Origin of the sequence: Vibrio sp. 10N.286.48.B8 (assembly GCF_003050085.1) — a bacterium.
Lineage (GTDB): Bacteria > Pseudomonadota > Gammaproteobacteria > Enterobacterales > Vibrionaceae > Vibrio > Vibrio crassostreae.
In genome coordinates, this window is sequence record NZ_PIGD01000004.1 from 249,779 (window position 1) to 271,444 (window position 21,666).

The 21,666-nt window shown below is 43.3% G+C and carries 13 protein-coding genes; 7 read left to right on the forward strand and 6 right to left on the reverse strand.

Going from position 1 to position 21,666, the window contains the following annotated elements; genetic code table 11:
* Positions 1-7 precede the first annotated feature (7 nt).
* The 4 genes from CWO08_RS07435 (at position 8) to CWO08_RS24185 (ending at position 11,850) form a co-directional block, all read left to right on the forward strand.
* Complete coding sequence (locus CWO08_RS07435) at positions 8-7,024, forward strand: LamG domain-containing protein (RefSeq protein ID WP_146161754.1); 7,017 nt, start codon at positions 8-10, stop codon at positions 7,022-7,024.
* A gap of 20 nt (positions 7,025-7,044) precedes the next feature.
* Complete coding sequence (locus CWO08_RS24175; protein ID WP_258185278.1) at positions 7,045-10,071, forward strand: RHS repeat protein; 3,027 nt, start codon at positions 7,045-7,047, stop codon at positions 10,069-10,071.
* The gene (locus tag CWO08_RS24180; protein WP_258185279.1) at positions 9,995-10,642 is read left to right on the forward strand and encodes an RHS repeat-associated core domain-containing protein; all 648 of its coding nucleotides are present in this window, start codon (positions 9,995-9,997) and stop codon (positions 10,640-10,642) included. The genes CWO08_RS24175 and CWO08_RS24180 overlap by 77 nt, the downstream gene beginning before the upstream one ends.
* Before the next feature lie 701 nt (positions 10,643-11,343).
* Positions 11,344-11,850, forward strand: a complete 507-nt coding sequence (locus CWO08_RS24185; protein WP_258185280.1) for a hypothetical protein — start codon at positions 11,344-11,346, stop codon at positions 11,848-11,850.
* Here the strand turns inward: CWO08_RS24185 and CWO08_RS07460 are convergent.
* From CWO08_RS07460 to CWO08_RS07480, 5 genes are all read right to left on the reverse strand, one after another.
* Positions 11,771-12,568, reverse strand: a complete 798-nt coding sequence (locus tag CWO08_RS07460) for a CLCA_X family protein (protein ID WP_108020181.1) — start codon at positions 12,566-12,568, stop codon at positions 11,771-11,773. The two genes, CWO08_RS24185 and CWO08_RS07460, sit on opposite strands and share 80 nt — an antisense overlap.
* 136 nt (positions 12,569-12,704) lie before the next feature.
* Entirely contained in the window at positions 12,705-13,406 is a 702-nt protein-coding gene (locus tag CWO08_RS07465; RefSeq protein WP_102433426.1) for a flavin reductase family protein, read from the reverse strand.
* Positions 13,407-13,646: 240 nt separating this feature from the next.
* Complete coding sequence (locus CWO08_RS07470; protein WP_102433425.1) at positions 13,647-14,717, reverse strand: hypothetical protein; 1,071 nt, start codon at positions 14,715-14,717, stop codon at positions 13,647-13,649.
* Positions 14,718-14,797: 80 nt separating this feature from the next.
* Positions 14,798-16,411: an FAD-binding protein gene (locus CWO08_RS07475; RefSeq protein ID WP_102433424.1), complete on the reverse strand. Its 1,614-nt coding sequence runs from the start codon at positions 16,409-16,411 to the stop codon at positions 14,798-14,800.
* A 62-nt stretch (positions 16,412-16,473) separates the two neighbouring features.
* Positions 16,474-18,315: a carotenoid oxygenase family protein gene (locus CWO08_RS07480; RefSeq protein WP_108020182.1), complete on the reverse strand. Its 1,842-nt coding sequence runs from the start codon at positions 18,313-18,315 to the stop codon at positions 16,474-16,476.
* Between the two features lie 385 nt (positions 18,316-18,700).
* On the opposite strand from CWO08_RS07480, the gene CWO08_RS07485 reads away from it, so the two are divergent.
* Complete coding sequence (locus CWO08_RS07485; RefSeq protein WP_061015626.1) at positions 18,701-19,108, forward strand: hypothetical protein; 408 nt, start codon at positions 18,701-18,703, stop codon at positions 19,106-19,108.
* Positions 19,109-19,176: 68 nt separating this feature from the next.
* On the opposite strand, the gene CWO08_RS07490 is transcribed toward CWO08_RS07485, so the two are convergent.
* The gene (locus tag CWO08_RS07490; protein ID WP_102478521.1) at positions 19,177-20,619 is read right to left on the reverse strand and encodes an N-acylglucosamine 2-epimerase; all 1,443 of its coding nucleotides are present in this window, start codon (positions 20,617-20,619) and stop codon (positions 19,177-19,179) included.
* A 232-nt stretch (positions 20,620-20,851) separates the two neighbouring features.
* Between CWO08_RS07490 and CWO08_RS07495 the strand changes: the two genes are divergently transcribed.
* On the forward strand, positions 20,852-21,400 hold the full coding sequence (locus CWO08_RS07495; protein ID WP_102478520.1) for a DUF2975 domain-containing protein: 549 nt from the start codon (positions 20,852-20,854) through the stop codon (positions 21,398-21,400).
* A gap of 10 nt (positions 21,401-21,410) precedes the next feature.
* Positions 21,411-21,644 (forward strand): helix-turn-helix transcriptional regulator, encoded by a 234-nt coding sequence (locus CWO08_RS07500; RefSeq protein WP_061033049.1) that lies wholly within the window; start codon positions 21,411-21,413, stop codon positions 21,642-21,644.
* Positions 21,645-21,666 lie beyond the last annotated feature (22 nt).

Below are 21,666 nucleotides of genomic sequence, written 5' to 3' on the forward strand. Positions count from 1 at the left end.
TTTATTCGTGACTTTTATTAATATCTCATTAAAGACGTTGATGCTATATCTCTTCCTTGGTTTTTTCTACATTAATGCAAGTCAAGTAGAATATAGATACAATCTACGTGGAGAATTAATCAATGAAAAAGCCGATAATGAATTTAACTATTATGCTGTTGATGCTCTTGGTAATCGTCTAAGTATAAGCAAAGGCGAGTTTTCTTCAGACCTTAACCCTATCACACTGACTGCTCCGGATAATTATTCGATAAAAAACTTGTCACAATCCATTACTTTTACTTGGTTACCAATTAAAGGCGCTTCCTATTACGATTTTTGGTTTGGCGATGAACCAGGAAAATTACGTCAATTTAAAACTGGTATCACAGCTACTTCACTAAAGTTGGATTTTTCTCATATTTCAGATAGCCATTCTAGATATTGGAACGTTGTCGCGCATGATGGAAAAGGCGCTAACTCCAAAAGTCCAATTTATACTTTTTCTGCACTAGATAGTGATCGAGACCAATTGCCCGATCACATCGAAGACAAGCTATGCATGTCTTCGCAAACCCCCGATTCTGATAATGATGGCCTTTTAGATAGTCAAGAAATGCGTTTTGGTGAATCAATAATTATGACCTCACTTCCTTGCTTACAAGATAGTGATTTTGATGGAATCGAAGACGCGTATGAAGTTGAAGCTGGCAGTGATCCTATGGTGGTTGATAGCTATCGAGGAGATAACTGGTCGCATTATGTTGATTGGATTGCGAAGAAACATGAGCAACAGCAACTGGAAGTTATATCCGAACGCAGATTGTTAGATGTAAGAAATACCAATGGTTATGCAATTTCTGGGTTTGCTCCAGGTAGTGAAGCAATGAGTATGACTTACTGGGTTAAACACGCTGAAAGTCACGAACAACAGACAATGGGTAGTGACGATGATAGTGGTCGTCGGTTCTATGCCGGTATTGATCAAGAAAATAGTGTCACGTTCGGTGTTGGAAATAAAGCTGTCACGTTAAGTAAAGTGAAGATTGAGGATGAGGATTGGACGCATGTCGCTTTGGTCTATTTAAACTCTGTGGCAGAAATATATATTAATGGTCAATTAAAACACACGATGAGATCTTTGGCATTTAAAGAAGCCAGCCAATATGCCCTTTGGATTGGTGCTCGTCATCACAAGCGAGCTTGGCAACCAGAAAGTATTGAGGGGGTGATCGATAATCTTAGTGTTTGGAATGTAGCGCTATCAAAACAAGATGTCGAAAAAAGCATGTTTAGTCTGGACAGAGTGACAAGTAATAACTTACTTGGTTTTTACGACTTTAATGAAAGCCGCGGCGAATGGGTCAAAAATAGAGTAACGAATAAGTTTGACCTGAAGCTAGTGGCTGGAGCGAAGTTGAAGCTTGAAGAAAACTATATCGACTCAGATAGTGACGGTATACCTGATATATTCGAGAGTGCTCTGTGTAGTGATAGTTATAACTCAGACAGTGATGCGGATGGCATTCCTGACGGTGAAGAGCTAGGTATTGGTTCATCGTTAGATGTGACTTCCAATCCATGCAATGCGGACACTGACAACGATGGTATTGCAGATGGCTTTGAGTATCTCCACTCAATGAATCCAGCGCTGAACGATGCGCTGAAAAGTAATTTAGGTTCAAAGAACAGTTATTGGCAGAAGTATGTTTCTTATGTTGAAAAGAGAGACAGTGAGGTTCAGGTTATTGAAGAAGATAGGCACTTCGATGTAGCAGGCAGCAATACTTATGCTATTTCTGGATTGTCGAATAATAAAGAAGACTTTTCCTTAATGTACTGGTTTAAACCTAAGGACAAATCCGAACAATATTCTGGATTTAACGGTAAAGGGGGGCACCAAACAAAATTAGGAATCGATTTCAATAACACCATAAAAGGAATTATTAATACTTCTTCTTATCTTGGGAGAGTCAACCCAAATATTACTATTGATAATTGGCATCATTTTGCTTTCGTTTGGGATTCTAACACTTATACCACACAAGTATATCTTGATGGAAATTTAGCTTACTCGAGTCGTGTGCCAACTTGGTTTAATAGAAAAGAGATACTCGCGATATGGATCGGAGCATTGAATGATTCGAGTCAGCCGAAATATTTCATGAATGGCATTCTTGATAACGTGCAGATTTGGAATCAAACCCTGGAGCAACATCAGGTTCGTCGCTACATGACCGAAGCGCCTCAAGTAAACACTCAAGGGCTTGTTGCATCCTATGATTTTTCTAAATCGCGTGGTGACTGGGTAATGAATCAAGTGAGTGGTCGCTTTGATCTCAAGTTGACCGATGTTACTCGCTTAAAACCAGAAGACAAAGAACGAGACAGTGATGGCGATGGCCTTTCTGATGCTTTTGAATTAGGGAAATGCTTAGACGTATATAGTAGTGATAGTGATGAGGATGGAATTTTAGATAAAAATGAACTGACACCCTTGGCATCTTTAAAGTCTACAGACCCTTGTATTAGTGATACCGATAACGATGGTATTGATGACAAGTTTGAGCAAGATAATGGTATGGATCCAACAAAACATGACCTTGACGTATTAAATGATAAAGAGATTGCCAACTGGGAAACCTATGCCGAAGAGAGTGTGAGTCGCCTATTAGATCAAGACAAAAAAGTGCAACACTTAGATGGTGAGTTGAACCTGTCGAACAGTTTAGGTTATGCAATTTCTGATATTCAACGAGAGAAGAACGCCGACGAAACTACATTGATGTATTGGTTTAAGCCAAGCAAGCAGGGTTTAGATCAATTTAGTGGTGTACAAACTGATATGTATAAAGGCAGTTACCTGGGTGTTAGTGGAAATGATAAACCGCTAGTTCGTTCAAATTATCAAGAACTTCAATCAGATATTACGATCAAATCAGGTCAATGGATCCACTTGGCGATTGTTATCTCTCAAAGTACCCAAAAGTTTTTTGTTAACGGGCAATTAGAGCAAATTATTGATAAACGAAATAAAAATTTTGAGTCCTCTTATACACTTTGGTTTGGCGCGGTTAATTACAAAGGCTTGGATGTGAAACATCAAAATGGTCAAGTTGATGATATTCAGCTTTGGAATAAGGCTCTTAACCAAAAGGATATAATCAATTACATGCGTAAGCGTCCTGATAGCACTAACGAAAACCTTGTCGCTTGGTATGACTTCTCAAATCATCTTGGTGCTTGGGTTAAAAATAGGGCAAATGGGAAATATGATCTGAAATTGGTGAAGGGTGCACATATCATTGAATCTGAGCAAACTAACGACAGTGACAGAGATGGGTTAAGCGACGAGTTTGAAGCGACTTATTGTACTGATCCTGAAGTGTTAGACAGTGATGGTGACGGCCTTAGTGATGGTGACGAACTCAATCAAGGTTTTCTTATCAATGGCCAAAAGTTCACCACTAACCCTTGCTCCTCTGATACTGACAATGATGGTATTGATGATGCGTTTGAAATTAGCAATGGTATGAACCCTACATTAGCCGATGGCCATCTTATTAATGCTGAAGTTAATAAGCCAAACTGGGATAGGTATGTTGAATATATAAACCGCAGTGATGCATTTCAATCTGCCAGCGAGCAAACTGTGCCGGGAGTATTCGACGTCGAAGGTTCAAAAGGGTACGCCATTACAGGTTACTACCCGGCATCTCACCCAGTCACTATTATGTTTTGGTACAAACCCGATGAAAAACTTTTTGTTTACGATCAATCACTTTCTGGTGTGACGGATGTGAACAGTAGCTCATCACTAGCGTTGGGCCAAAGTATGTACGGTGTTATGTATAGGACTAAGAAGTATGGTGAGCAAGCTTATGACCATAACTTAGTTAATGAGCAGTGGAATCATATAGCATTGACTATTGGTGGTGAGTTCACAACGCTTTATGTCAATGGGCAACAAGCACTGCTAAGTAAGAACACTCTAACGTCGATTGCTTATCCCTTTTTCTTAGGCGCGGCCAATTTTGAAGGATTAGCTAGGCGACATATGAATGGCAAATTGGATAACGTCATGAAGTGGCAACGTGAACTCACACGTGAAGAAGTCCGCCGTTTTATGATCACGTCGCCGAATCCTGAGTCAGACAGTACCCTAGAATGGTTGTATCGCTTTGACGACACTAAAAATGGTTGGGTCAAGAATGAAGTGACTAATCTGTACGATCTGAAGCTCGTTCATGGCGCCAAAATTTCAGCAGATCGCCCTTTTGTTGATTTAGATAAGGATGGGTTGGATGACAAGTTAGAACTTGCAAGCTGTTTAGATGAAACCCAAGCTGACACAGACGGTGATGGTCTATTGGATGGTCAGGAATATGGGGTCAATTCCCAATATTTAACAATTACAGACCCCTGTTTATGGGACAGTGATAGGGATAATATTCCGGATGATTTTGAGTTAGAACAAAACAGTGATCCGCTTCAGAGTAACGCAGGGAAAAGTTCTGTAAATCATCCCAATTTGAGCCTTTGGGAAGCTTACGCCCAGCATCAAGTTGAACAGTTGTCACAAGACGACATCATTGAGTCCTCACGTTCTTTGCAGTTAACGGATAACAATGGGTACGCAATTACCAATCACTTCTCGTTGTCGCATGACATGACGTTGATGTTTTGGGTTAAGTATCAGCCAAGTAAAGAGCAAAGATCAGGGAACATGGATACACATAAACTTGGTTTTTCATACGATAAAGTAAAATATGGTGACGAGCGCAGCACATCATATACTGCCGCAAAACTTAATTCGGATGAATGGGCACATTTAGCTCTCGTCTTGTCAAATCAAGGAAAAGCAAAATTATACTTTAACGGGCAACTCGTAGATGAAAAATACCCAACGCGCGCAGACTTACCGAATGTGTGGGCCACCTACCTTGGAGCCGTTAATGATGTAGGCTTCTCTAAAGAACATATGAAGGGGTTACTTGATAATGTTGGTATTTGGGAGCGGTCATTAAACGCAACTGAAATTTACCAGTATATGTTTACTGCGCCCAAAGCTTCGGATAGCAATCTTGCTGCATGGTATGACTTTACTCACTCCCAAGGTGATTGGGTGAAAAATAAAGCAACAGGACGATACGATCTCAAATTAACGCAAGGCGCTTACTTAGTTGCTGAGCCAACAGACGAAGATACTGACGGCGATGGCCTTGTAAACCGATTAGAGTTAGCTTTTTGTACTGATGGGTTAACGGCTGATAGCGACGGTGATGGCGTTAATGATGGTGATGAACTCTCAGTTGGCAAACCATTCATTTTGATTACTAACCCTTGCGATCCTGACAGTGATAATGATGGCTTGACGGATGACTTTGAGCGTTCTCACGGTAGTGATGGCTTGATTACTGATGCTAATTTTGACAGCAATGGCAACGGTATTTCCAACTGGGATGAATATCGAAAGATACAAACAGAGCAATTGCCTGAAACAGTGGTCGAATTTGGCGCCTTGTCGGCGAGTAAAGGTTATGCAATTACGTCTTTCTTCCCAGAAAACGGTGATTCAACCTTAATGTATTGGTTTAAATCAACCAGTGAAGAATCACAGTTATCCGGTGTAAGTGAAACTGCCGACCAGCATTATTACGTTGGAATTCAGTATGCGCAGAAGAAGTTCGCATGGGGTGAAGACAAATCGAGTGGTTATTCTTTTAGAGAGGCGGAATACTCGACGGATGATTGGAACCACATCGCGTTAGTCATAAATGATGATCATATTCAACTATACCTCAATGGACAATTAACAAAAGAAACAATACGTTCTTGGTCGACGATTTCTGCCCCCTTCGAACATGCACTTTGGTTGGGCGCTTTGAATAAGTCGGGAATGGCTTCTGATTTTTACACTGGCCTTATTGATAACGTGCAGATATGGGACAGAGCCTTGTCTGAACCAGAACTCCACCGCTTCATGGCGCTGCATCCTAAGGAGCATATCGAGGGTTTAATCGCGTCTTATGACTTTTCGTCGGTGAAAGGAGAATGGGTAAAAAATCACGCCAATGATCAATTCGACCTAAAGTTGGTCGATGATATTGAGCTTGAAAGTCATCAAGTCAATGACACTGACTTAGATACTATCCCGGATTACGTTGAAGCGAAAATGTGTGTTGATGCCACAACAAACGATACCGATCACGATGGATTATCCGATCGACAAGAATTAGAAATACTTGTCTCTGCATGCGATCCAGATATAGATGGGGATAGCATGTTCGATGGGTTTGAGCTTGAAGAAGGGAGCGCTTTGCGTGTTAGGGATGGCAACAAAGATAGCAATAGTGATGGTATCACCAATTGGTACTCATTTACTGATTGGTACAAAGCAGTAAAGTTGGCTCAAGGAGAGCAAGGTATATCTATATCGAGTGGTGTACTGCAATTGGATGGTAACAAAAATAGCCACGTTGTAACGGGGATTTATCCTAATTCTGAAGACAAAACATTAATGTTTGATATCAAGTTTAACCAACTTAAGGGGCTATTACAGTACGTTGGTTCTGATGACAATAATAAACATCGTTTTTACATTGGTTTAAATAAAAACGGTGATTTGAGTTACGGCGTTGGTGATGAAAGTCGAAATAATAGTGCTAGTTTAAATAGTGAACAATGGTATCACTTTACTCTTCGATACCAAGCCCCTAACGCTCAAGCATATATTGATGGTCAGTTAGTTGGGACCTTATCGAATATTCGTTTTAGCGGGCAGAGTACGGAGCCTATTACATTTGGGGGGGCTTATCCTGTAAATGCTCAGATTGACAACGTGCAACTCTGGAACCGAGCGCTTACGGATGAAGAATTAATAAATCGTAGGTCGAAGGTGTCGAGTGGACCTGAGTCGTCACTTGCTATGCACTACGATTTCGAATTCAGATTGGGTCCTTTGATAATGAACAAAGCTACCAATAAGTTAGATGCGTTACTCTCGGCAGAAAGCCTTCTAATTGAAACTCCGTTAAACCCATAAATCCGATTAAGGAAACTTAGATGCTTTTGGCAATTTTTGTCGCGCTTGCAATCGTATTGTTAGCGTTACTGCAGTCGTGTGCGCCTGCTGTTGAACCACCTACAGGCCCTTTAGGGCCAAATAGTTCATACGAACAAGGTCAAGGTCAAGCTCAAAAAGGGGGGGAATCAGGAGATGATTGCCATTCTCCGAGAGGAGCACCAATATGGCACTTTGACTTCAATAATCTCAACCTCGTTGTTCAAGATACGCCAATCTGGTTTGATTCGGCGTATGGACCTAATATTGAATTCACATTAACTTACAATGCGCTTGGAAAAGAAAATACAAATAATTCGGTTGGTTCTCGATGGTCCCATAGTTACAGTGACTATATAACCCAACCGAATGAATCTAATTCGCTAGTTCTGTTTGCGGGAACAGGACGCGTCGATGAATACCAACAAATTGGTACTAACTATGTTTTAAATTCACAATCGCTTCTGTCAGGAGAAGCGACTTTGCTGCCTCGGTTGAGTGTTGAAGATGGCGTGATTAAGGCGACTTACGTTGACGGCAGTTACAAAACGTTCACTCACGTGGAAAGTGGCGACTACCGATTAAGTTCCACGGTCGATCAAAGCGGTAACGCACTTAAGTTTGCTTACCAAGACGACCAGTTAACGAGTGTGACTAACGCATTAGATCAATCTCTGACTTTTAGTTATAACCAGGCCAAGCAAATTGTCTCGGTGAAAGGCCCGACGGGGTATCAAGCTCACTTCAACTATAACCAGAAAGGTGAATTAATCTCGCTTGAGGACATGCAAGGGTACTCCGCAGATATCACTTATGATGAGATGGGGATAATCTCGTCAATCACTGATGCTAAGGGACAAACCCAATTTATTGTTGAGCTAGGCAACGCTGATTCAAATCGGGTAGATGAATATCCAGCACCTGGTGACCCAATGGGAATGAGTAGCCGAGTGACTGCGATAAATCCGCTGGGTTATAAAGAGGAGTTTTTCTACAACTCAGAAACAGGCAAAGCGTGGTACATCTCACCAGAGCACTACATCAATTACGTGGATGTTAATGTTAACAATGACCAACCCGACGTTCCTAAAACTGTCTATGACTATCAGCGGTTCTCCAAAGGTTATTCTCGTGTTCAACAGGTTACTAGACCGGATGGTACATGGACTCGTTTCGAATACGATCAAAATCGTAATCTATCCAAAACTGTTTATTCAGATGGTAATTCCGTAAAGTATCGCAATAACTCGTTTGGTAAAGTTGTGGAGTTTACTGATACGCTCAATAACAGCACGATCTATGTTTACGATGATCGTCAAAACTTAATTAAAGCTGTCACGCCGACAGGCGAAAAGGGTTTTGAATACAGCCAAAATAACTTACTGATTGGTGCTACTAATTTAAACGGTGTTAAAACTCGCTATAAATACAACGACCAAGGGCAGTTATTACAAGTAACGGCTGCTGACGGTAACGTTGTCGACTTTGGTTATTCATCTGGGCGACTCGACTCGATTGTTAGTCAGGGTAAGGCGCTGGCGTCATATCAATATGATGAGCTAGGGCGCGTAACACAAGTTATTGATATACATGGTAACGCCACGCAGTATCGTTATGACCGAATTAACCAACTCACTCATGTCAGCGGAGAGGGAAATCGTGATACTGAGATTGTTTATGGGAGTTGTCCTCGTCTTGTAGAGAGCGAAACCCTTCCGGGAGGTCGAACTTACCAATATCAATATAATTCAGCAAAGCAACTGGTAGCGGTTATTGACCCTATGTTGGGCGTTACACGGTTAAAACGAGATGCTGCAGGACGCACTACGGCTTTAATTGACGCCAATCAAAATAAAACAGAATTTGAATATAACGCCGTGGGTCAGCTTACAACGAAGCGTTACGCAGATGGCAGCGCGCTAAAAATTGATTACCAGCAAGGTTATATCAACAGCACCACTAATGCTCGAGGCGTTAAAAAGTCTTTTCATTACAATGAAAATAACCAACTGACTCGTGTAAGTTATGGCGACGCTACACCAGAAGTTTCCTATCAATATAATTCGTTGGGAGAGCTGGCATCAGTCTCTGATGGCCAAGGTCTGACACAATATTCTTATTTCTCGGACGGTAAAGTTGAGAGCATTGATGGCCCTTGGGACAACGATACCATTGAACTTGGGTTTGATAAGTTGAATCGATTGTCTTCATTGATGTTGGATGGAGATAACAACGGTGAGTACAAGTACGACGCTCTGGGTCGACTAAAGCAAGTTTCGGCACTGGAACAGGTCTTTGAACTCACCTACGATGATTCGCCTGATAATGTTTCGGCTGACTTAACTTACCCCAATGGTATCAAGCAAGTGTTGAGCTTTGACAATATTGGCGATCTCTCCAAGCTCGAATACCGAAAAGGCGTGAATACAATCGGCAAGTTTGTTTTCGGTTTTGACGTTGCAGGTAAACTCACCCAATTAGAGTCTAACGAACCGCTCCTTCTAGAGCGCCCACAAACACAAGCCACGTACAATTCGCTTAACCAAATTTCCTCGTGGGATGGCGACAGCAGCGCTTTTGTTTATGATGCTGATGGAAACTTAGTACAAGGCTTATTGCCAGGTGAGACTCCTTTTGAAGCAGACTATGACGCTGAAAACAGACTGACCGCGATTCGTTTTGAGAAAAGTGGCACTCAGATTGAGGAACGATTTGAGTATGGTCACGATCATTTTCTAAGAGTGTATCAGCGTTTTGAAAGCAATATTAAAACCTTAGAGAAACGCTTTGTTCGCTTAGGCCTGATTGAGCTTCAAGAGCGTGACAGCGAGAACAACGTATTAGCAAACAATATATGGCGACCAGATAGAAAAGGCGGTGTCGCTGGGTTATTAATGCGTCAGCAGAGCCAGCAAAATATCTATTACATGACTAACCATCTCGGTCACGTCTATGGTGTGTTTGACCAAGCAGGCGAAAGACTCACTCAGCCAACGAGGTTATTCGCCATACGGGCAAGTAAGTGGTGATGGTTTCACTCTACAGCCGTTTGGTATGTCGACCAAACGTTCAGATTTTGAAAGTGGATTAGTTTATTTTGGTTATCGCTTCTATATGCCAAACTTGGGCCGCTGGCTAAACCGCGACCCACTGCAAGAGCAAGGCGGGATTAACCTCTATGCGTATGTGGATGGTGACCCGTTAGGGTATGTGGATCCGGATGGTAGATTTTCTGTAACGGTTAGCTACTACCCAGGTGGGGTTGGTGGTGGGGTTACCTATGGGTATGATCCTAAATCAGGAAAGCAATGGTTTGAAGGAGAGCTAGGTGTTGGCATGGGAGGAAAGTTAAGTGTTGACCCAAATGGTAATAATGATAGAGATAAATGCGGCCCATATGGTGGAGTAAGAGCGCAATGGGATGTAAAAATCGGAGGAATCGGTGTAGGAGGTAAAACAGAGTCGGATGGTTTGGATGTGAGTGAATCGAAAGATAATAGTTTATTTGACCTAGACCTTGCTACAGATGCGATGGGAGTCAACGATTTGAATGTTTCAGTTGGAGGGAGTGTAAATGTATACGGTGGATTTGTTTTTTAAGATAGGAGTAACAACAAGTTGAGTGTTTTAGAAATTTTTCGCTTTGTTTTTCCATTGTCATCCTTTATATGTGGAGTTGTACTGTTTCTTTCCCCACTTATTTTAAAAATGTTTAGAACTGACAAAGGTAAAGTTGGCCCTAGAGACTTCACAATGCTGTTTAGTAAAAAAGAGTTTTTGAATGAACAAGGGATTTTGATTAGGGAAAGGTTGCGACTAACCATTAACTGGTCATTTCTTATTTCATTGCTGTCTTTTTTGGTTATTATTTATGAACAATATGTGGTTGTTATTTAGAATTTTTTGTCTAGTCAATTCTGTTTTTCACTTAACAGTATTGATGGGGTATAACAATGATTATATCGTTGATGAAATAGGTAGTTTACTAATATCTTTAGTATGCGCACTTGGTTTTTTTGCTTCCTTTTATGACAGGTATAATAAGTACTCTGCATTGCTCGTATTTGCCTCTTTTATATTGGCGAATTGGTACTATGCTTAACCAAATTTCCTCTTGAGATGGCAACAGCGACGCTTTTGGTTACGATGCTGATGGGAATTTGATTCGAGGCCTTTTACCAAATTAGATTCCATTTGTCACAGACTATGATGCTGAGAACAGACTGACCGCGATTCGTTTTGAGAAAAGTGGCACTCAGATTGAGGAACGATTTGAGTATGGTCACGATCATTTTCTAAGAGTGTATCAGCGTTTTGAAAGCAATATTAAAACCTTAGAGAAACGCTTTGTTCGCTTAGGCCTGATTGAGCTTCAAGAGTGTGACAGCGAGAACAGCGTATTAGCAAACAATATATGGCGACCAGATAGAAAAGGCGGTGTCGCTGGGTTATTAATGCGTCAGCAGAGCCAGCAAAATATCTATTACATGACTAACCATCTCGGTCACGTCTATGGTGTGTTTGACCAAGCAGGCGAAAGACTCAGCCAACGAGGTTATTCGCCATACGGGCAAGTAAGTGGTGATGGTTTCACTCTACAGCCGTTTGGTGTGTCGGCCAAACGCTCAGATTTTGAAAGTGGATTAGTTTATTTGGTTATCGCTTCTATATATCCAGTTCGGGGTGCTGGCTTAACCTCTGATTGTAAGGAAGGCGCCATGTTTTGTCTTAGCGCGATTTACTTAAAGAGCGGCCTAGCGGTGCAAAGTACCCTTGTATCGCGTTGTAGATTTCCTCTCTATGCGTGAGGTCTGGATAGAGGGGGTACATATCAGGCTTGGTTGTGCCATCGACTAGATAAGCGTTCTTGATCTCTGAACAGGATTCAATCACCGACTCAAAAGCTCGCGCCATCATCTCTGTGGGCAAGGAGAAGTAACGAGCAGACATCGCTTTGTCGGCAATAACGCTGCGCGCCACGTAATCGTGTTTATCTAAGTTGTTGTCGCTGAGCAATGTGGCGTCAAACAGAGACATCAAACTTTCGTTTAATGAATGAGGTCTTACTTTTCTATCGTGTAACCAACAATCACTGGCGAACAAAATGTGTTTTCGAGGGCCTGAGGTATCACCAATTTCAAACGCCTTTTCAGCAATGTAGTGGTCAAACGCATGCCAGAACTCATGCGCTAACGCACCTGCCCCTGCGTTTTTAGCGAGGGCTAATTCTCTTTGGTTTGGCGCGTAGTGTGCTTGTACACCCTTTCTGCCACCACTGCCGAACGCTAAGCCTAATGTGCCACGCAAGCCAATTGCTTCTGGTGGCAAAGCCAAGATGTAAGCCAAATCTGCTAGCGAATCGAATATCAGATTCGCAGCGAGCTCTTTCTCTTCTTTTGTTACCCAAGCGCCCACACGAATGCTGCCCATACCGAAGGTCTGTTTGATGTCCATGAAAGACACCTGATCGCCATGTCGGTAGTTTGGGCCTTTGCGCGTTTTGTATTTAAAGTGAGCTAACTTCAAAGGGGTCCTTGGAGAAAGAGGTTAGGTGGAAATTAAGTGGAGCGTTTTTATCGGATGCTGGGCATTGAACCATATTCTTAAAACACACCGTTATGAACCGTATTTAAGAACGAAAGTTAGCACCTTTGTGAGTAAATTACCGAACAAAATGAGTTAGGTTGTGTTCGAAAGCTTCCCACGAGGTTGGGGTGCCTTCGTGAGTCAGCGGAAATAGAGACTTGTCTGGCTTGGCATAACTTAAGCGGTGAAGCCTTTGCGTGACATGGTAGCTGTCTAGCCCTGAAATCGTGACTAAATCTAGCGCTTCTAAATCAAGGTAGCCATCCGGCATCACGGCACGTTTGGGTGCTTGAATCGTAATGACCTCTCCAATCAACATTTGCGTTTGATTGCTTTCAATCGATATCTGTTCTTTCAAAACTAACCCTATTTTGAGACTGCTTTCTAAAACAAATGGAGCAGATAATACATCATCGTAATAGGGCGTGAGACCAACTGCGTTAAATTCGGAGATTGATTTAGGATAACGAGCGGAAGTTTGATGGGCTTTTTGAACAAAGTCAGCACCGATACTATTGATGGTGAAGTGCTGAGTTTCTAAGATGTTCTCTAATGTATGGCGGCGACTTTCTGTTGGTCGGACTATGAAGCCAAGCAAAGGTGGATTCGACCCTAGGTGAACAACAGAGCTCACCACAGCAAGATTTTCTAGCCCTTGTTTATCGCACGTACCAATTAGGTTGGCGCTTTTGAATCCTGATAAGGAGTTGATTAAGCGAGCGCGTTCTCGCTGATCCATTGTTTGGATATCTTGTCTTGAAAGGGTCATGTCCTTCATATCTTTCTCTTCCTACTTGATTAAATGAACCTGCGTTTTATGAGCTTATATGTACGAACATGGGCTTTTTATCGATCAGGAAAATTATCCGTTTCGTGAGCTACCATTACGTCTGCATGAAAGGTGAGTCTTTTGGGGTTACTGGAACTGATTGGAAGGTGTTAAGTTGTGGAGTAGCACCAAGAAAGTACTACTCCGTTGTTGTTTTGTTTGAAGCACCTGTTGTGTATTCAAACCGATCTACAGTGATGCATTTTGAATATCATCCAAGGCATCGCAATAGAAAGGTCCACTGAATTCCAACAAGGCTTGCGGCATCTCTATGGTTTCGGCCAAAACGTTGTGCTCGTATAAAGAAACATTGACCGAAGCCTTCATTGATTTCATGTACTTCTGCTCTCCGCCAAAGATAATTACAGAAGGGAAGGCTAACGGGTAAAAGCTTTCCAGTTCGGATTTTACTTCCATGACCATCTTGTACTTAATTTTGTTCATTTCGAATTTTAAGTATCCTGCGCAGGAATCGACCTCTCTTTTCAGTGAAATATTGCCAATCGCCGGGTAGAAGATCAGGTCATAATTAGGTGAGATATAGCGGCCAGCCCACAGTTCAATATTAGAACTCCCAACTTTTGCGCCTGTAAACATGTAGTAGAGTTCATCAGAAAGTCCCATGGTGTAGATCATTCCTGCGCTAGACTCTTTGTCGTACCACCCTTTATCAAGCTGAGCGTATCCGCTTCCAAACAGAGATTGCTCACCATCGTAGAAACTGTACTGAATCGGCGTGCCAACGGTGTAAAGAAACCATTTACCTCCGACTCCCGGCAATTCAGGAATAATACCGAAAGGCGTTTGTCCCGGATTTCTGCCACGCCAATAATGAGCATGTTCGCCATCCCAACGCATCGAGAATTGAAAGTCTTCGAAAGTTACATTCAGTGTTTCTTTATTGGCGACGACAATCCCCGGTATTTCGTAATGGAACTGTTCCGAGTCGTCAAAACCACGGAGGATTAACTCATCACGAAAGATGTCGTATTTCACTGTCTTGCCGTTGACCGGTGTAAACGCGAGATGCACGTATGCCTTAGGCGTTGGGTCAGAAAAGTCTGGAGCAATGTAGGTTTGTAGGCTGACTTTAAAGTAGCCGACCTCTGGGACGGCGATATTATAGAACCATTGTTCAGCCCAAGTTTGTTGCGATGATGGAGTATGAGGGCGTATATCCTCGAGTGTGGTAGCAAACCCTTGTGCTACGAACAGGCAGCAACATGCTAGCCCTAAACGCAGTAGTTGGCAGAGGTTCATTGAAGTGATGTCCTTTGTTGAATCTTTTGGAAAAGCGAGTGTCAGGCATAGAGCACAGTGCTATATGCCTGACGAGCCGGTTATTTTCGGCATATGCGTGCGTCAGTGAAGTAGAGCCCTGACTGACAAGTCGTCCCTGATTGGCAGTGAGCATCTTCTTCACAGTAACATTCGCCGCGCACGTTACATCCTGGTTTTAGATAATCTTCTAATGGCGTTTCACCACTCACACGCTCCCAGAATGGGTTGGTGAAGGTATCGAAAGGGTCCAGCTCCGCTTTGGCTTGCAAGAACTCAGGCCACATCGGGAAGCGAGAGGGCATGTCCTCAAAAATAGCGACTGAGTTTTTACCCCAGTGTGGTCGCGCATCATATTTTCGTAGCGACATTTGCTCGATTTCTAGGTTCACGAAGTAGTTTTTAGGCTCTTTCTTGCCCTCTTTACGTAGTGTGTATTCAATGCCGACGAAAGCGGTATCTCGTCCTGCGCTCATTCCTAAATAACTGTCGGAAGCTTTACCAAATCGGAAGTAAATACCATTGAGCGGGAAGCAAGTACGTGGGTGAGCATCGACGATTTGGCGGACATCATTGATCCAGTTTGGCAGGCGTTCAATGTCGATAGCGACTTCTTGAAGCGCGATAGGCAGACGATCCCAGATACATTTGTTCGGGTCTTTGCATTCGAAGTACTGCATTTGGTCAGAATAGCCGATAGGTTCATCAACTGCCTTACCTGTGACACTGTCTCTGAAGTAGGACTTTGCTCGGCCATTGTAACGAGCGACGGCAGCAAGACATTGCAAACCAGCACCTGGGAATTCGTGTGCGGCATTAAACAGTAGCCCGAAGAAAAATTCCTCAGCATCCGTGACATCGGCTTGTGCATTGTAGGCTTGGCCTTCTGTCTCGATTGGAACGGGGTTGTAAAGTGTTGTGGTGTAACGCCCTAGACCGGGGAACCATGCGATGTTCGCTGAGTAGTTGTTGTGTGCAATATCCAGTATTACGTCTTCAAGGTTGGAATCATCTCGATAACCGGTGACTTCTGCTTTCACTTTAAAGGCATCTTCAAGCTTTAATGTCGCTTCAACCACTACGCCAAGCACACCAAGGTTCACTCTTGCGGCGTCCAGTAAATCGCCCTCAAGTACTCTGACTTCGCCTTGCCCATCAACAACTTTAAGCTGGGTAACGTAGTCAGCGAGCATGTTGCTTGGTCTATCTAATGTAGAGCCGTGTGTACCACTGCCCAGCATGCCACCAACGGTAAAGATAGCTAACTCCGTCACCATGTTGATCGCATAACCTTGCCCGCGTAAGAAGTCATTGAGATCGTTGAACCGCATACCAGCTTCAACGGTGACGGTCTTATTTGTTGCATCGAAGTGGACGATCTTATTCATATTCTTCAGAGTGATTTGAACTTGGTCGTCACCGGCACAAGCGGCATCGATTTGGCTTGCGAACTTGCGATTTCCCGTCATCACTTTTTTACCGCGTATCAGAGCGTCTTGGACGATGTTTTGTACTTCATCAATAGAACTTGGGTCGTAGATCGCTTCGGGGTGGCAAGTGTATGTTCCTTGGTAGTTCGAAATCTCTCTTTCCGGCTCATTGGAATGAAGAGAGAAAGCTGTCCCCATTACGGCAGCAAGCAAAGCGTTACCAAGTACCATGGTTTTTATTTTCATTAAGACTTCCTTGTGGTTTAGTCGAAGTTGATTTTTAAAGGTGGTTTTCTTCATCGAATGGATTAGCCAAATCGAGGCAGAATGTGTTGTTGAATGACTTCTTGAACAGCGCTGCGATGACTTGATAAACGTGAACTGAAGAAGTCTCCTACGTTGGCTTTATAGGCATCGGCAGGTCTCGGGCCTATCTCTGCCACCCAGAGCGCATGATTCGTAGTCGCAAAGTTGAGTTGCGGGTGCCCTAAGATCGCTAATGGGCCTTGTGCTAAGTTTTGTGCGTCAAAGATCCAGATCTCTTTGCCATTTCCAATGCCATGAGTAGGGTGACTACGAACCACGGCTGTGAATATGTAGCCGTCGTTTTGAGCGGTGCTGTTAGGGCGAGCCATAAACTGAGGTGTTCGCATCACACAATCTGAGGGAAATTGATACGCATCGGCGAGATTCATCGAAAGGCAGTCCATGTGCACGAGAGCCGAGGGTTGGTCGGTTTCAGGTAATGAATCGTTGGTGAACCTTCTATTGGGGTAGTGCTCATACGCCTCTGCGACACGCTTAATGACATGGTCTTTGCGATAGCCAACGGCAGCCCAATAAATATGTTCAAATTGCTCTGGGAACTGGAAGTGTCCACGGTACGCGGGATCATTCATATCCCAAAAAAGTTGGTCGTCTCGTATCAGCCTGAAGTCTTCATTTATCTGTCGAACGGATTGTGACTGAACTTGGATCCTTGCGCGTACTAAGCCGCCGACATCAATAGGTGCTGCCGGATAACCTGCCAATTGACTCGGAGTTCTTCCACCAAATAATCGCTTATCGCGTGTGTATTGGGGCTCCGATTTGTCCATCGCTCCTAGGTATTGGCCATATAGGGTGATTTCGTTTTCATGGTCATCGTAGTTACACATGATGTCTGAGGTATCGAAATCCAGTTCTAGGTAGTCGGCAACCACATAATTGAACTCGGGATTGAGATCTTTCTTGCGAATTATCCAAGTTGGAGTTCGATGTTGCTGAGCATAAACCGACGATATACTGAGCATACGTAATGGTTCGACTTGCGCTGCAGTTTCAAATACGAGGATGTGGTGGCGCGTTACACCCAGCGAGTGAGCGGTTGCGACGATAAAGGCGGGCTTACCGTTACGACCAATAATGTTCCAGCCTTGTAAAGGGCTTTGCTTATCCCATTTCAAAAGCCGTATAAATCCATTTTTAGTACCCGTGTTGGAAATGTTTCCACCGTAGTTAATCGTGAAACATTCATCCGACTCGAGATCAAAATATGGATGGCCTGTGGTACGTACTTGTGGAAACAGCCATTTGTCAGGAATAAAAGGGCTCATCCAAGGTGGAAGACTGCTCTGCCACTCATCATAGTGACCAATCGGTGTGATCAGGTCTAAGCTGAGCGCATCAAATTCGTAGGGAACCCCACCTTCGTAGCTGAGCGCGAATCGGTTGTCACCTAGGTAGTTGGGCGCGGTATTACAATAGTTGACGAATCCCATCGTCGGGCTGTAATAAGCCATACCACCAAGTAGTTTAAAGCTGTCATAGCCATACGAGATATGCTGTTGCATGATGGCTGACGGGGTATCAATCATCTTACGCAAGAAAGAAACTTTGCTTGGCGAAAAGTCGAGACGGGTTAGAGCGCCGCGACCGTTCGGACTCAGGTGGTCTGGCTCTAATGGTATTCCTTCAGAAAAAAACACATGGCCATGGATATCAGCTGGCAACTCTCCACTAATAAGGTGCAAATCTCCCGAGGTTGCGCTGCGCCCAGCTTGCATAATTGAGACCGGAAATAAGGAAGGGGTGTTGTCTTGCGAAGCCAAAAGTTGGGTTGGCACAAAGGCAGCCCCTGCTACGCTTTTCAAAAATGTACGTCTTTTCATTGCTCTGACTTATATGTTTACCCATGCATATAAACAAAGTAGGTGAGTTTTATTGGCTAGAATGAGTAATGTACAAAACTATGAAAGAGTGCAAAGAAGTCGTGTAATTTGACGGGTGAATTACACGGGTTAATATCAATAAGCTATTGATTTAAATGTTTTTAATTTCGTTTTTCTTGCGTTTGGTTTGGCGAATTTTAACGGTGTGATTAGCTCTTATTTAGTTTCTAACGCCAATATTTGAAGAGAGGGTGCTTCTTGATGCGTGGCACCAATACTTTCTTTAGCAATGTATTTAAAGACTTGAGATAAGTTAATTTGCTATTGCAGCCATTCGCTATTGAGCGATACCATATAGGGCTGTTTCTTTGGTAAAGATGTAATTATGTCAGATGAAAAACTCGCACTCGAATGGATGCGCCAACAAGCTCATAAAGTTGACCCATACGTTATCGAACCATCGTTTGATGAATGCGTTGAGTTGCTTGATCCTGCCTTCAAGAAGGGCAAGAGTGTTGCGCAGTTAAAGTATCTGTTATCAGAAGCGGATCGTAGAGCTGGCGCGGCAGAACGCAAACATGCGGCTTTAAAATATGCCAAAGAGAAAAGCCCAAATGCAGGTCAGATCCTGCGTTTGCAAAGCAAGCTTCAACAAGTTCAGTTGGCTCTCAAACTTGCTACTGGCGACAGCAACATGACCATCTCTCAGTTCTGTTCTGAATATGATGTGACCAAGCGTGACGGTAACACGGCATGGAATGAAAAGCTGGTTGAGCAGGGTAAAAGAAAGTAGTCATTCAAAAGCCTGAAAATTGCTTTTCAGGCTTTGCTGTTAGTCCGCTTATTCAGAGCGCCCCCACGCTAAGGTCGAATGTTATTGAAGCTGACCTTCTGCGTTCCATCGCCTTGATTCTCCAGCTTAACTACATCTCCTTGATAGTAATACGGTTCCATTGGCATTTCGCTGTTAGCTTCTCTAGCGTAGTAAAGGGTTGCTGGCTTAGCAGCAACTTGCTGAGCGTATAAATAGCCAATCAAAGCGTGCTCAAATTGATGGTAGCCATTGCCCCAATGAAAAGCCTTGGTGCGCTTAGGTTCAAGCCCTACGCCTCCGTATTGATGATCAACCCACACATCATGAAAGGTAGGTAAGGTGTATTGTAGGGTTTCTTTCATTGAACCATCGATAAGCGATACCGTCATCGCAGCTTGGTCGAGCTCTGCCCATTCCCATGATGAAGCCCAGTTTGTGTTCGGTCTGCTTTGCCAGCCAGTAATCTCTTGTCCTTTCCATGCGCTCTGAAGCTGCTCACCAAAGTAGTTGGATACATTGGCAAAGTCTTTTTGATATTGCGCCTGAGCGAGAGTGTGTTTCATGCCACCCAAACCAAACTGCGACCATTCTGCATTTTCTAATGCATGACCGGTTAGGTAGGTCATCCAATACGCTTTGATAGTGTGCCCAAAATCGTTGTGATTGGCATTCGGCATCATCGCTGCTTTGTCGTGAATTGCACCGTAGAATCGATGTTCATCTTCAGAGTGATAGTGATCAATCATGGCTTGCGTGAGCCAGTGTAAGTCATCAAGCCATTTTGATTTAACAGGCTCTTGCAGTAGAGGGGCGACTAACAACATGTAACCGTTAATTTGATCAAGTTGTGCGACAAGCTCGCGTCGTTCTGCACTGCCATCCTCACCGTCAGCAAGTACCCATGCAAGACCGCTGTTGTCGCTAAGCCGATATTTATCAAAGATAAAAGATTGTTGGGCGATGAGTGCCTGTTCTACCTTTTTGTCTTGGGTCAGGTAGTAGTACATGGCAAGGCCGACCAACGCATACGCTTGATCTTGAGAGGTACGTTGCTGCCAATCCTGGCCTGCTTTTCCCTCTTTTGTGTAGCCAATAAAGCCGCCATTTTGCGTATCTTCAAGATGGTCAATGATGTAGTAGGCACCTTGCTTAGCTAACTCTAACGCCTGCTTGTCTCCGGTAAGATGGTAGAGCACGCCATAGGCATAGGTTTGACGTGACTTCATGCGCGTAAATTCTTTGCCAAAATGTGGCGTGATCCAGCCTTTGTTCAGCTCAGGGCACACATCGGAAACATCGAGCAAGGTACCGTCATCACAGCGGAAAGTAGGGAAGTTGCCTATCGGTTGCCCTTGAGCGCTAGGCATCAACCAGTACGGTGCTAACCCTTCAGTAGCATGATTGATCCAGTCTTCACCAGAAGGAAGAGGTGCGTTGGCAGATACGGCGAAGCTAGTAACACTGAGTAATGCGATCGTTGCTCGTAACATGATGTTTATCTTAACTATTTGAATTTAGTTGAATATAAACAATCATATCTGCACATTGTGATTCGGCGATCACAATCGACCAAATTATTGTGGTGTAGATGAAGGACTATGCGGGTCTCACTCGTCAAATGTTGTAAATAAGTAATAAGTTATCGCTTATCGATAATTTTTTGTTGATCATCGTTTGTTTTGATCTTAGTATCCTCCTGTCAACTCAACAGGAACATTAACTATGTCTAAAATCCAAAAACAAAGCCGACGTGTCCGTATGCTATTGCAGTCCTTTCTTGTACTTACTCCTATCATGGTGTGCTACTTTTGGTTAACCGTTGAGACTCCCTATGACTTTATAAGTGCGACAGGCATTTTTTATCTCACTTATGACATCGGGAGTTACACGATGTTGCCGCTTAATATGACAACAAGAATGATTGCTGCGTTCACAAGCTTAGCGATGTCTAGCATCCTGATATACGCACTAGTAGTTCTGATACGTTTATTCCGCAACTATGAGCGAGGCGAGATCTTCTCACTAGAAAATGCACTGTCTTACCAGAAGCTCGGGTATAGCTTGTTCTATTGGGTATTCGGCTCCGTTATCTATGGCTCATTGATGTCAGTGATTTTGTCGTTCAATAATCCACCAGGTGAGCGTATCTTTGCGATTAGTTTTGAGGGAATGGACTTTTTGACACTTATATTAGGTATAATTATTTTGATCATCTCATGGGTGATGAAAGAAGGTTATATTCTGGCTGATGAGCACAGCCAAACGACTTAAAGGACTTGTCATGACTATCCGCATTAATTTAGACATTATGATGGCCAAGCGAAAAATGCGATTAAAGACATTGGCAAAAGAGGTTGGGATTACTGAAGCCAACTTGTCGGTGTTAAAGAATGGCAAGGCCAAAGCGGTAAGGTTATCGACACTAGACAAGTTGTGTGAAGTGTTAGACTGCCAACCGGGTGACATATTGGAGTTTGAAGCGAACGTTCATCAAGAGAGTGCAACTGCTGAATAGCGAGTTCGTAAATCGTATTCCC